Origin of the sequence: Actinobacillus genomosp. 1, assembly GCF_029774175.1 — a bacterium.
Taxonomy (GTDB): domain Bacteria; phylum Pseudomonadota; class Gammaproteobacteria; order Enterobacterales; family Pasteurellaceae; genus Actinobacillus.
Map to the genome: position 1 here is coordinate 1,953,934 of NZ_CP103834.1, position 13,452 is coordinate 1,967,385.

General features: G+C 42.4%; 12 protein-coding genes. All 12 read left to right on the plus strand.

All coding sequences use genetic code 11. The annotated features are described in order from the left end of the window. Positions 1 to 63: 63 nt before the first annotated feature. The 12 genes from fucI to NYR63_RS09155 all read left to right on the plus strand — a co-directional run bounded on the left by fucI (position 64) and on the right by NYR63_RS09155 (position 13,443). Positions 64 to 1,830 carry an L-fucose isomerase gene (gene fucI / locus NYR63_RS09100; protein ID WP_005599141.1) on the plus strand — a complete coding sequence of 589 codons (1,767 nt, stop codon included), beginning with the start codon at positions 64 to 66 and terminating at the stop codon, positions 1,828 to 1,830. 76 nt (positions 1,831 to 1,906) lie between these two features. After that, positions 1,907 to 3,337 (plus strand): L-fuculokinase, encoded by a 1,431-nt coding sequence (gene fucK, locus NYR63_RS09105; protein ID WP_279457229.1) that lies wholly within the window; start codon positions 1,907 to 1,909, stop codon positions 3,335 to 3,337. A 136-nt stretch (positions 3,338 to 3,473) separates the two neighbouring features. Beyond that, a complete protein-coding gene (gene fucU / locus NYR63_RS09110; protein ID WP_279457230.1) occupies positions 3,474 to 3,908 on the plus strand; it encodes an L-fucose mutarotase in 435 nt (144 codons plus the stop codon). Positions 3,909 to 3,960: 52 nt separating this feature from the next. Next, the gene (locus tag NYR63_RS09115) at positions 3,961 to 4,611 is read left to right on the plus strand and encodes an L-fuculose-phosphate aldolase (protein WP_043991912.1); all 651 of its coding nucleotides are present in this window, start codon (positions 3,961 to 3,963) and stop codon (positions 4,609 to 4,611) included. A gap of 54 nt (positions 4,612 to 4,665) precedes the next feature. Beyond that, a complete protein-coding gene (gene fucP, locus NYR63_RS09120) occupies positions 4,666 to 5,955 on the plus strand; it encodes an L-fucose:H+ symporter permease (protein ID WP_279457231.1) in 1,290 nt (429 codons plus the stop codon). Positions 5,956 to 6,074: 119 nt separating this feature from the next. Beyond that, a complete protein-coding gene (gene fucO / locus NYR63_RS09125; protein WP_279457232.1) occupies positions 6,075 to 7,226 on the plus strand; it encodes a lactaldehyde reductase in 1,152 nt (383 codons plus the stop codon). Positions 7,227 to 7,421: 195 nt separating this feature from the next. Continuing rightward, entirely contained in the window at positions 7,422 to 8,063 is a 642-nt protein-coding gene (locus NYR63_RS09130) for a YagU family protein (RefSeq protein ID WP_005599154.1), read from the plus strand. A gap of 211 nt (positions 8,064 to 8,274) precedes the next feature. Beyond that, positions 8,275 to 8,934: an amino acid ABC transporter permease gene (locus NYR63_RS09135; RefSeq protein WP_279457233.1), complete on the plus strand. Its 660-nt coding sequence runs from the start codon at positions 8,275 to 8,277 to the stop codon at positions 8,932 to 8,934. Beyond that, the gene (locus NYR63_RS09140; protein WP_279457234.1) at positions 8,924 to 9,592 is read left to right on the plus strand and encodes an amino acid ABC transporter permease; all 669 of its coding nucleotides are present in this window, start codon (positions 8,924 to 8,926) and stop codon (positions 9,590 to 9,592) included. Before NYR63_RS09135 ends, NYR63_RS09140 begins: the two co-directional genes overlap by 11 nt. Further along, entirely contained in the window at positions 9,593 to 10,324 is a 732-nt protein-coding gene (locus tag NYR63_RS09145; protein WP_279457235.1) for an amino acid ABC transporter ATP-binding protein, read from the plus strand. Positions 10,325 to 10,410: 86 nt separating this feature from the next. Next, complete coding sequence (locus NYR63_RS09150) at positions 10,411 to 11,244, plus strand: cysteine ABC transporter substrate-binding protein (protein ID WP_279457236.1); 834 nt, start codon at positions 10,411 to 10,413, stop codon at positions 11,242 to 11,244. 129 nt (positions 11,245 to 11,373) lie between these two features. Then, complete coding sequence (locus tag NYR63_RS09155) at positions 11,374 to 13,443, plus strand: capsular polysaccharide biosynthesis protein (RefSeq protein ID WP_279457238.1); 2,070 nt, start codon at positions 11,374 to 11,376, stop codon at positions 13,441 to 13,443. Positions 13,444 to 13,452 lie beyond the last annotated feature (9 nt).

Genomic DNA, 13,452 nt, shown 5'->3' on the forward strand with positions numbered 1-13,452 from the left:
GCATAATAGCCCTTGTCGAAACACTCATTTCTCTTTTCTTTTAACCAATCAGGAGATTTTATTATGACAACTCTCAAATCAACTCCAGTAAAAATTGGTATCCGCCCTACAATTGACGGTCGCCGTATGGGGGTTCGTGAGTCTTTAGAAGAACAAACAATGAATATGGCAAAAGCTGTTGCCGAATTATTGCAATCGGAAATTCGCCATCCGAACGGTGATTTTGTCGAATGCGTGATTGCCGACACCACTATCGGTGGCGTAGCGGAAGCAGCGGCGTGTGCCGAAAAATTTAAACTTGAAAATGTCGGTGCGGTGATTACCGTTACCCCTTGTTGGTGTTACGGTTCGGAAACCATCGATATGGATCCGCATATGCCGAAAGCGATTTGGGGCTTTAACGGTACCGAACGTCCGGGAGCGGTCTATTTAGCCGCAGCGTTAGCAGGACATAGCCAATTAGGTTTACCGGCTTTCTCAATCTACGGTACGGAAGTGCAAGAAGCGAATGATCAATCTATTCCTGCCGACGTTCGTGAGAAATTATTACGTTTCGCACGTGCCGGTTTAGCGGTTGCGAATATCCGCGGTAAATCTTATTTATCTATCGGTTCCGTTTCAATGGGGATTGCCGGTTCTATCGTAAATCAACCGTTCTTCCAAGAATACCTCGGTATGCGTAACGAATACGTTGATATGACCGAAATTAAACGCCGTTTAGATCGCAAAATTTATGATGAAGAAGAATTTAAACTTGCGATGAGCTGGGTAGAACAATATTGCAAAGACGGTATTGATGTAAATGCTCCGCAAAACCAACGTAGTCCGGAAGAACGAGCCAAACTTTGGGAAGATGTGGTGAAAATGACCATTATCGGACGTGACTTAATGGTGGGCAATCCACGTTTAGCCGAACTCGGTTATGTAGAAGAATCAATGGGTCATAACGCGGTAGCAGCAGGTTTCCAAGGACAACGTCAATGGACCGACCATTTACCGAACGGCGACTTTATGGAAGCGATTCTAAATTCGACTTATGACTGGAACGGTGTACGTGCGCCGCACATTTTAGCTACTGAAAACGACTCGTTAAACGGTGTCGGTATGTTGCTGGCAAATCAATTAACCGGTCAAGCGCAAATTTTCGCAGACGTTCGTACTTATTGGAGTGAAGATTCGGTTGAACGTGTAACAGGTTGGCGTCCGGAAAGCGGTTTCTTACACCTATTGAATTCCGGTTCGGCTGCATTAGACGGTACCGGTCAGCATACGGATAAAGACGGTAATCCGGTCATTAAACCGGCTTGGGAAGTGACCGAAGAAGACGGTAAACGTTGCTTAGAAAATACACGTTGGTGTCCGGCTGTACACGAATACTTCCGTGGCGGCGGTTTATCTTCTCAATTCTTAACCAAAGGCGGTATGCCGTTCACTATGCACCGTATCAATATTATTAAAGGCCTTGGTCCGGTACTACAAATCGCAGAAGGTTGGTCGGTTGAATTACCTCAACACGTACATGAAACCTTAAGCAAACGCACCGACCAAACATGGCCTTGTACTTGGTTCGTTCCTCGTTTAACCGGTAAAGGTGCGTTTACCGATGTATATAGCGTGATGGCGAACTGGGGGGCAAACCACTGTGTAGCGACTTACGGTCACGTTGGTGCGGACTTAATTACGTTAGCTTCAATGTTACGTATTCCGGTATGTATGCATAACGTCGAAGATAAAGATGTGTTCCGTCCAAGTGCATGGAACGGTTTCGGTCAAGATAAAGAAGGCCAAGATTACCGTGCATGTGCAAACTTCGGTCCATTATATAAATAAAACATATCTTCCCTCTCCCTTTATGGGAGAGGGGTATTACCCACTTTAGAACGGAAGTAAAGGGAGAATAATATTTATGTCTATTGCCCTTATTTTTGACTGCGGTGCAACTAATTTGCGTACGATCGCCATTGATCAACACGGCAAAATTCTTGCCATGCACCATCTTGCCAATAATACCCAAGCCGGGGAGGAAAGCCCTGATTATCATATTTGGGATATTGAAGAAATTTGGCAAAAATTGATGACTTGTGCAAAAAGCACCCTTTCACAACTTTCAGCGCAACAACGCCAATCTATCGTAGGGATTTCCGTGACGACCTTTGGCGTGGACGGCACGATTTTTGATAAAGCCGGCAATCAGCTTTATCCGATTATTTCTTGGAAATGCCCGCGTACGTTACCGATTATGGCAGAACTTGCCGATAAAATTGATGTAGAAGCACTTTATCAGCGTAATGGGGTAGGGCATTACAGTTTTAACACTTTATTCAAATTATTATGGTTGAAACAACATAAACCTGAGCTTTACGCGCAGGCGGACAGTTTCTTATTTATCTCTTCTATTTTGACTTATCGCCTAACCGGAGTACAAAGTACCGACCGCACTATGGCGGGGACTTCTATGATGACCAATATTGAAAACGATGATTGGGATAAAGAGGTTCTCTCATTATTAGGCTTAACCGAAGCGCATTTCCCACCAATGAAAAGTGCCGGCGAAGTTATCGGTACTTTAAAAACAACATTAGCCGATGAGTTAGGTTTAAGCGATCAAATTCCGGTAATTTCTTGCGGTCATGATACGCAATTCGCCATTTTCGGCTCCGGTGCAGGTTATAACCAACCGGTATTAAGTTCGGGAACATGGGAAATTTTAATGTCGCGTTGCCAACAAGCTAAACCTGAATGGAAATTTGTTGAGCAAGGTTTGACGATTGAATTTGACAGTCAATCCGGCGGTTTCAACCCCGGCGTGCAATGGGTTGCATCCGGTGTGATGGAATGGTTGGGCAAACGTTTCTTTGCCGATGTAGCCGGCCAAGATAATTATTACGGCACAATGATCTCCGAAGCTCAATCGGTGCCGGCTGGTGCAAACGGTGTGAAATTAGTTGGTAACTTTGACGGTACGACGACGGAAAGCGGATCGATAACCGGTTTGTCCATGCATACCAGCCGCGGCGAAATTTACCGTGCCGGATTGGAATATATGGCGTATCGCTTAAAAGCAGGCTTAGCCGTTCTAGAACAAGTCGGTCAATTTAATGCGGAAAGTTTAATTTGTGTCGGCGGCGGCTCGAAAAACGCCCTTTGGAATCAAATTCGTGCCGATGTATTAAATCGACCGCTTGATGTGGTGGATTTTCCTGAAAGTACCGTGTTGGGTGCGGCAATGTTTACTTTTGCCGGTGCGGGGGTCTTCTCCTCGCCGGAACAAGCGCAACAGGCGATGAAGCCGAATGTACAACGAGTCGAGCCATCAAATAACAGTCAGTTTTATTAATCATCATTAAATTACGGATCCCTATTTATTTAGCTGCAAGCGGTTGAAATTCTTGCCGGCTTTGCAAAGTTTTGCCCAAAAACGACCGCTTGATGAAATTTTAGGCTTCCGTTCTAGCAAAAAACAGGAGTTCAAGATGTTAAAAGGTATTCATCCGGCGATTTCGCCCGAGTTACTCAAAGTGTTGGCGGAAATGGGACACGGTGATGAGTTAGTCCTTTCCGATGCGCATTTCCCTGCTCATTCGATTCATTCGAAAGTAATCCGTGCGGACGGTATCGGTGTTGCCACCTTATTAGAAGGTATTTCGGCACTGTTTGAATTTGACCAATATGTTGAAGCACCGTTAGCGATGATGCAAGCCGTTCCGGGCGATACGTTGGATCCAAGTGTCGAAGAACGCTATTTAGGTGCGATCAAGAAAGTAAACGGTGTAGCACCGAAAGTAGAACGAGTAGAGCGTTTTGCCTTTTATGACCGTGCGAAAACCGCTTATGCGGTCGTGATTACCGGCGAATTGGCGAAATACGGCAACATCATCATCAAAAAAGGGGTTACACCCGTTAAATAAAGATTTTAAACAATCAATAGAATACATCATAAAAAAATTAAAGGAGTTCACTATGAATCGCAGAGAACTAGCTCGACAAATCATCGATACTTGCCTTGAAATGACACGTCTCGGTTTAAACCAAGGGACGGCAGGCAATGTCAGCGTACGCTATCAAGACGGTATGCTAATTACCCCGACCGGTACGCCGTACGAACAAATGACGGAAGACAGCATTGTTTATGTAGATAAAGACGGTAAACACGAAGAAGGAAAGCTCCCGTCAAGCGAATGGCAATTCCATTTAGCAGTATATGAAGCGCGTCCGGAATTAAATGCGGTGGTGCATAACCACGCATTGAATTGTGCCGCCGCTTCTATCCTCGGCGAAGATATTCCGGCTATCCACTATATGATTGCCTGTACCGGTACCGATCATATTCCTTGTGTGCCTTATGCGACTTTTGGTACGCATAAATTAGCGGATTATGTGCGTGAAGGGATTAAGCAAAGTAAAGCGATTTTACTGGCACATCACGGCTTAATTACCGCAGATAAAACCTTGGATAAAGCGTTAGGTATCGCTCACGAAGTTGAAGTAATTGCAGAGTGGTATTTAAAACTACTTGCAACAGGCAGACCGCTTCCGACTTTATCCAAACAAGAAATGCAAACCGTATTGGAGAAATTCAAATCTTACGGTTCTTGGGTTGAAGAAAAATAAATTTAATCGAGAAATGTAATGACATCTTCATAAACAACTAAAAAGGAACGTCCTATGACAGCTAAAGTTCTTGAGAAAAAATTTGTGGTGCCATTTATCCTGATCACCACCTTATTCGCCCTTTGGGGGTTTGCAAATGATATTACCAACCCGATGGTGGCGGTGTTCCAAACCGTAATGGAAATTCCGGCTTCCGAAGCCGCTCTGGTGCAGTTCGCTTTCTACGGCGGTTACGGTACGATGGCGATTCCCGCCGCATTGTTTGCCAGCCGTTATAGCTATAAAGCGGGTGTATTATTAGGTTTAGCATTATATGCCATTGGGGCGTTCCTATTTATCCCGGCGGCAAAATATGAACAGTTCTCGTTCTTCCTCTGGTCGCTTTATATTCTTACGTTCGGTTTAGCGTTCTTGGAAACTACGGCGAACCCGTTCATTCTTTCCATGGGTGATCCGGCAACCGCAACCCGTCGTTTAAATTTAGCGCAATCTTTTAACCCGCTCGGTTCGATTACCGGTATGTTTGTCGCTTCACAAATCGTTTTAACCAACCTTGAATCGGAAAAACGCGATGCGGCGGGTAACTTACTGTTCAATAGCTTATCGGCAGCGGAAAAAGCGGTAGTAAGAACTAACGACTTAGCAATGATTCGTAACCCGTATGTGGCGATTGGTATTGTGGTATTGGTGGTGTTTATCATTATCGCACTCTACAAAATGCCGGCGACTAAAATGGATGAACACGGCAAAATTTCTGTTAAAGAATCATTCGGCCGTTTAATTAAAAATGAACGTTACCGTGAAGGTGTGATTGCACAAGTATTCTATGTCGGTGTGCAAATCATGTGCTGGACATTCATTATCCAATATGCGGAACGTCTCGGTTTAACTAAAGCGGAAGCGCAAAACTGGAATATCGTGGCAATGGCTCTCTTTATCAGTAGTCGCTTTATCAGTACCGCAATGATGAAATATCTTAAAGCGGAATTAATGTTATTCCTCTTCGCAGTCGGCGGTTTCTTCAGTATCTTAGGAGTAATGTTTATTGACGGTATGGGCGGCTTATATTGCCTAGTATTAACTTCCGGTTTTATGTCACTAATGTTCCCGACCATTTACGGTATTGCACTTGACGGACAACGTGAAGAATCGGCACTCGGTGCGGCAGGTTTAGTTATGGCTATCGTAGGTGGTGCGTTAATGCCGCCGCTTCAAGGTGCGATTATCGATATGGGTACGGTTGCAGGTATGCCGGCGGTAAACTTCTCATTTATCCTACCGTTAATTTGCTTCGTTGCTATCGCTATCTACGGTTTCCGTTGCTGGAAAGTGTTAGTCAAATAATTATAAAAGGAGCTATCAAGCGGTCGAGTTTTCCATAAAATTTGCAAAAAAATCAGAAAATAAGACCGCTTACCTTGCTTATCGGAAAATGAATTTTTAACTTTAAGAAGGAATATTATATGTCAAATCGTTTGATTCTGAATGAAACCAGTTACCACGGTAAAGGTGCGATTCAACACATTGTGTATGAAGTCAAAAGTCGCAGTTTTAAAAAAGCGTTAGTGGTTACCGATAAAGATTTAATTAAATATAACGTCGCTTCTAAAGTCACTGATTTATTGGATGCGGCGGGATTACAGTATGAAATTTTTGATGAAGTAAAAGCCAATCCGTCGGTCGATGTGATTAAAGCGGGTGTGGAAAAATTTAAAGCATCCGGTGCGGATTATCTGATAGCCATCGGTGGCGGTTCTCCGATTGATAGTGCAAAAGCAATCGGTATTATCATCAATAACCCTGAATTTAGCGATGTATTATCGTTAGAGGGTGTGGCACCGACACATCAACAATGTATTCCGATTATTGCCGTGCCGACCACGGCAGGTACGGCGGCAGAGGTTACGATTAATTACGTCATTACCGATGAAGAGAAAAAACGTAAGTTTGTTTGTGTGGACGTACATGATGTACCTGCGGTGGCGGTGGTTGATCCGGATATGATGTCCTCTATGCCGAAAGGTTTAACCGCAGCAACCGGTATGGATGCTTTAACCCATGCGATTGAAGGTTATATTACTAAAGCGGCGTGGGAACTAACCGATGCGTTACATTTAAAAGCGATTGAAATTATTTCCCGTAGCTTACGCGGTGCGGTGGAAAATGATCCGCAAGGGCGTGAGGGAATGGCTCTCGGTCAATATGTTGCCGGTATGGGCTTCTCGAATGTCGGTTTAGGTGTGGTACACGGTATGGCGCATCCGCTTTCCGCTTATTACGACACGCCTCACGGCATCGCAAATGCGGTATTATTGCCTTATGTAATGGAATTTAATAAAAATTACACCGGTGAAAAATACCGAGAAATCGCACGTGCAATGGGGGTAAAAGGCGTTGATGAAATGAGTCAGGCGGAATATCGTGATGCGGCGGTAGCAGCGGTAAAACAACTTGCGATAGATGTCGGTATTCCGGAAAAACTGTCGCAAATCGGAGTAAAACAAGAAGATTTGGTTGCGCTTTCTATTGATGCGTTTAACGACGTATGTACCCCGGGTAACCCGAGAGATTGTACTGCGGAAGAAATTCTGGAAGTATATAAATTAGCTTACTAATACTCTCTAAAAAGTCAGCCGGTCAGGTTAATTACTTGACCGGTTTTTTTATTTATTAAATAAAAAAATTGTCCTGTTTAAAATTAATAGATTGAAATTTATGTTAATTGAGTAGAGAATAACCGTGTGTTTTTGGAATGTTATTTCAAAAAACCATAAATTTTTTATTTTCTTTTTTATTTATAGGAACTTATTATGGGTCTCTTCGAACAAACAAATCCTAGTCGCCGTCGTTACGGTTTAGCGGTATTCGTCGGTATCATTGCAGGGATTATTTCAGCCTTCGTAAAATGGGGTGCGGAACATCCGTTCCCACCGCGTAGTCCGGTTGATTTATTTACCGCAGCATGTCCGCAACCAGTCTTAGATGCGGTAAATTCCGGTTCATTAGCGATGGCTGGTGCGTTAGAACAATGTTCTCGTGCGGTATTAAACCCTCCGGCGGTTTTCTTACGTGATTACATCGGTATCGACCCTTATAACACTGTAGCATTCACTTTTGCGGATCATACGTTTAACTCAATCGGTGTAACACATATGATTTTCTCATTAGTGTTCGCTATCGGTTACTGCTTAGTTGCGGAAGTGTTCCCGAAAATCAAATTCTGGCAAGGTATCGGTGCAGGTATCATCGCAAACATCTGTGTACACTACATCACATTCCCTGCATTAGGTTTAACTCCACCGGTTGCGGAATGGCCTTTATACGAACACATTTCCGAATTAGTCGGTCATATCTTCTGGTTCTGGACGATTGAGGTAATCCGTCGTGATTTACGTAACCGTATTACCCAAGAACCTGATGCGGAAGTACCGTTAAATCAACCGCATCGTTAATCTAGATAAATTACCTTTAAAAGAGTCACCTTGTTAGGTGGCTTTTTTGATCGTAACAAGCGGTCGAATTTTTCGTATTTTTTACCTCTGTTTATTCATAACTAAAAATTATAAAAAATAGCTTCTTATACTTTCCTTTTCCGATTAATTAGATCAACAATCCTTCCTAGTTTTTTTAAGCGTTTTGTCTTAACTGCACCTACTACTTGCTATGAATTGGTCTTATGTTATTAATGCGATCCCACGCTTTATTGATGCGGCAATCATTACCCTCCAACTTTCGTTTTGGGGAATTTTGCTGTCGTTGATCTTCGGCTTATTGATTGCCGTTATTACCGCTTATCAAGTTAAACCGTTTAACCGGCTAGCTCGCGGTTATATTGAATTATCCCGTAATACTCCTCTGCTCATTCAACTGTTCTTTCTTTATTACGGCTTGCCGAAAATAGGCATTAAATGGGACGGTTTTACCTGCGGGATTATTGCTTTAGTTTTTCTTGGTGCAAGCTATATGGCGGAAGCGTTACGTGCCGGCTTGCTTGCCGTGCCGAAAGGGCAAACCGAAGCGGCAAAAGCGATTGGGTTAAACCGTTTTCAAGTATTTCGCTATGTCATTTTTCCGCAAGCATGGGCGGTATCCATTCCGGCTATCGGTGCAAATGTGCTGTTTTTAATTAAAGAAACATCGGTCATCAGTGCAGTTGCTGTAGCGGAATTAATGTTTGTCACTAAAGATATTATCGGTATGGATTACAAAACCAATGAAGCCTTGTTCTTATTATTCGCCAGCTATTTAGTAATCTTGTTGCCGATTTCATTGTTAGCTCGCCACTTTGAAAATAAAGTACGGAGTGCAAAATATGGGGTTTGATTGGTTATTTGAAGGGCAAAATGCGACTAGACTCGCACAAGGCTTATGGCTAACTGCCCAAATTTCATTTATTTCGGTTGGTTTATCCTTGGTATTCGGCACACTATTCGGCTTATTAATGCGAGCGAATAATGTTTTTGTACGTGCCGTTTGTCGTTTTTATTTAGAAACCATTCGGATTGTGCCGATTTTGGTTTGGTTATTTGCACTCTACTTTGGGCTATCTACTTGGTTTAATCTGCATATCAGCGGTTTTTGGGTATGTATTTGGGTATTTACCTTATGGGGCATCGCTGAAATGGGGGATTTAGTACGAGGTGCGTTAGCTTCGATCGAAAAACACCAAATTGAATCTGCTCGTGCGTTAGGTTTAAATCGTTGGCAAGTTTTTCAATATATTGAATTACCGCAAGGTACACGCCGAGTATTACCGGGAGCGATTAATCTGTTTACCCGCATGGTAAAAACCAGTTCGCTCGCTGCATTAATTGGGGTAATCGAAATGGTTAAAGTCGGACAGCAAATTATTGAGAACGCCTTATTAACGAATCCGAGTGCTTCCTTTGTTGTCTATGGCTTAATTTTTATTCTGTATTTTCTGATTTGCTATCCGTTATCTTTATTCGCAACACGCTTAGAACACAAATGGGAGAGCTAAATGGCGTTACTTTCTATCCGTAATTTACATAAAAAATATGGCGAAACGGTCGCCATTCCCAATTTGGATTTGGATTTAGCCAAAGGCGAAGTAGTAGTGATTTTAGGCCCGTCCGGCTGTGGTAAAAGCACGTTATTACGCTGCATAAACGGTTTGGAGGAAAAACAAGGCGGTAGCATTGTGATGCAAGATGTCGGCGAATTCGGCAAAGATTTAAGCTGGGAAGCCTCTCGTCAAAAAGTCGGTATGGTGTTCCAAAGCTATGAATTATTCGCTCATTTAAATGTGATCGAGAACATTTTATTAGGCCCGATCAAAGCGCAACGACGTTCACGTCAGGAAGTTGAAGCCCAAGCGGATAAATTACTTGCTCGTGTCGGTTTGTTAGATCGCAAAAACGCTTTTCCTCGAGAATTATCCGGTGGGCAAAAGCAACGTATTGCGATTGTGCGTGCTTTATGTATGAATCCGGAAGTGATTTTACTCGATGAAATTACGGCGGCACTCGACCCGGAAATGGTACGAGAAGTGTTGGATGTAGTACTGGAACTGGCAGAAGAAGGTATGTCGATGTTAATCGTCACTCACGAAATGAACTTTGCCGAAAAAGTCGCGGATCGGATTGTCTTTATGGATAAAGGAGTGATTATCGAACAAGCGCCGCCGCATCAATTCTTTAGTCAGCCGCAAACCGAGCGAGCTAAACAGTTCTTAACCGGTATGCACTATTAATTTGCGATATACAAGCGGTCAAATTTCGCTAAAATTTTACAAAATACGGCTTCTAGCCGAGCAACGATTTTAAACAGGAGCATTTTATGAAACTGAACACAACATTAAAAACATTACTGGCAACCGCAATTGCCGCTTTTGCCTTAACGGCATGTGACAATGGGAATAATGCGCAATCATCCGCTCAAGATAGCGTTGCACAAATTAAAGCAAACGGCGTGATTCGTATTGGCGTATTCGGCGATAAACCTCCGTTCGGCTATGTCGATGCCAACGGTAAAAGCCAAGGATTCGACGTAGAAATTGCGAAAGAGATCGCCAACGACTTACTCGGTAGTCCGGATAAAGTGGAATTTGTTTTGACCGAAGCGGCAAACCGTGTCGAATATTTAAAATCTAATAAAGTTGATCTGATTTTAGCTAACTTTACCAAAACGCCGGAACGTGCTGAAGTGGTGGATTTCGCCGCGCCTTATATGAATGTGGCGTTGGGTGTCGTATCGCCGAAAGGGGCGTTAATTACCGACCTCAAACAGTTAGGAGGCAAAACCTTATTAGTCAATAAAGGCACGACCGCCGATGCCTATTTCACTAAAAATCACCCTGAAATCAATCTGTTAAAGTTCGACCAAAACACGGAAACCTTTGATGCACTGAAAGATGGTCGCGGCGTAGCGTTAGCCCACGATAACGCATTAGTTTGGGCGTGGGCGAAAGAAAATCCGACCTTTGACGTAGCAATCGGTAGCGTAGGTCCTGCGGAACAAATTGCGCCGGCAGTACAAAAAGGCGATAAAGTCTTATTAGACTTCATTAATAAAGAAATTGCCGAATTTAAAACGAACGGTAAATTAAAAGCGGCTTATGAGAAAACTTTAGTTCCTATTTACGGTGATAAACCGGAGTTGCTTGCACAATAACTTTTTATTATGTCTAAAAGCTCAAAGAAATCATGGTTTCTTTGGGCTTTTCTTTTGCTTCAAATTTACTTTGCGTTCACTAAAAGGTAAACTGGAATTTATATATAGAAATCAATAAGGTGATTTTGAGTGACACAAGGTGCTATCACTAAATCGTTAATTTTCTCACGTGGGATTTTAAAGATTCCTCATTTAAATGCTTTCTTACATGATAGTGAGTTAATCTCTTATTCTCCTTTGATGAAAATGGTGAGAGTGGATAACGTCATCGGTTGGGGGCTTCGTCCTTCAGCCGATAAAGCTCGTGCTTATGCCGAACAATATCATCTTCCTTATATTGCATTAGAGGACGGTTTTTTACGTTCGCTTGGACTTGGCGTTATGGGTTATCCGCCTTTTTCTATCGTATATGACGATATTGGTATTTATTACGATACGACCCGTCGCTCTCGTTTAGAGCTGCTGATCCTTAGCGCAAATTTTAGTGCAACCGAGCTCCAACAAGCGGAACAAGCCGTGCGGTTGATAGTTCGCCATCAGTTATCAAAATATAACCATAATCTTGATTATGTTGCATATGAACCTAAAACGACCGAGAGAGTATTGATTGTTGATCAAACTTTCGGTGATATGGCGGTAAAATATGGGCAGGCGAGCGAGCTTCATTTTAAACAAATGCTGGATACTGCAATTCGAGAAAATCCTTCCGCCGAAATTTGGGTTAAAACCCATCCTGATGTAATTAGCGGTAAGAAAAAAGGCTATTTAACCGATTTGCATAGCTACGGTAGTCAAATACGTTTATTTGCGGAAGACGTTAATCCTATCTCTCTGTTGAGTCAGGTTGATAAAGTGTATTGTGTCACTTCACAGATGGGGTTTGAGGCACTGTTATTAGGAAAAAAAGTCGTTACGTTTGGTATTCCTTGGTTTGCCGGTTGGGGGATTACGGACGATAGACATCCGGATATAGATATTTTAAAACTTGAGCAGCGTCGTAAAAACCGTTCTTTTATTCAATTATTTGCGGCAGCCTATCTGCAATATAGCCGTTATACTAATCCTTATACCGGTAAAGTCGGTACAATTTTTGATGTTATTGATTATCTGAGTAAGGCGAAAATATTGAATCAACGTTTAGGCGGGCATCTCTATTGTATTGGAATGTCATTATGGAAACGAGCTGTGATTAAGCCGTTTTTCAATTTGCCTTTATGCCGGTTACATTTTGTCGGCTCATTAAAAACGTTAGAAAAAAGAACGCTTGAAAAAGATGCTAAATTATTAATTTGGAGCCAAGGAAAACCGGAAGTGTTAGCTTATTCTGAAAAGCATCATATTCCGCTTTTACGTATGGAAGACGGCTTTATTCGATCTGTCGGTCTGGGATCTAATTTAGTTGCACCGTTATCATTGGTGATTGATGATTTAGGCATTTATTTTAATGCGCAAACATCTTCTCGTTTAGAAGAGATTTTATTGCATCAAGAATTTAGTGAACAGGATTTGGCGTTAGCCGGAAAGCTAAAAGCGCGTTTAATTGAGGCGAATATCGGCAAATATAATGTGGGAAATGCCGGTTTTCAGCTGAATATTACGGATAAACGTACTATTTTAGTACCCGGTCAGGTTGAAGATGATGCCTCCATTCGTTTCGGTTCTCCGGAAATTAATAAAAATCTGGATTTGCTCCGTAAAGTTCGAGAGTTGAATCCCGATGCATATATCATTTATAAACCGCATCCGGATGTTGTGAGTGGAAATCGACAAGGTCATATACCTACAGAACAAGCGGTCAAATTTGCCGATGATATTGTCGAAAGTGCAAATATTTTAGACTGTATCAATCAAGTTGATGAAGTGCATACGATGACATCATTGGCTGGTTTTGAAGCATTATTACGTGGGAAAATCGTACATTGCTACGGATTACCTTTTTATTCGAATTGGGGACTAACCGAAGATTATCTCTTACTGGAGCGTCGCAGCAGAAAACTGTGTTTGGAAGAGCTTATTTCTGCGGTGCTGGTATATTATCCCCAATATGTGAATCCGAACGATGCTACGATTATTAATGCGGAACAAGCAATTGAAATTTTACAACAACAAAAACAGCAACTATCACATAGCGGTATTAAACGTCCGTGGATAGCGAAACAGTTTGGTAAACTAAAACAGCTTTATCGAGCATTAAGATAAGAATTTTTG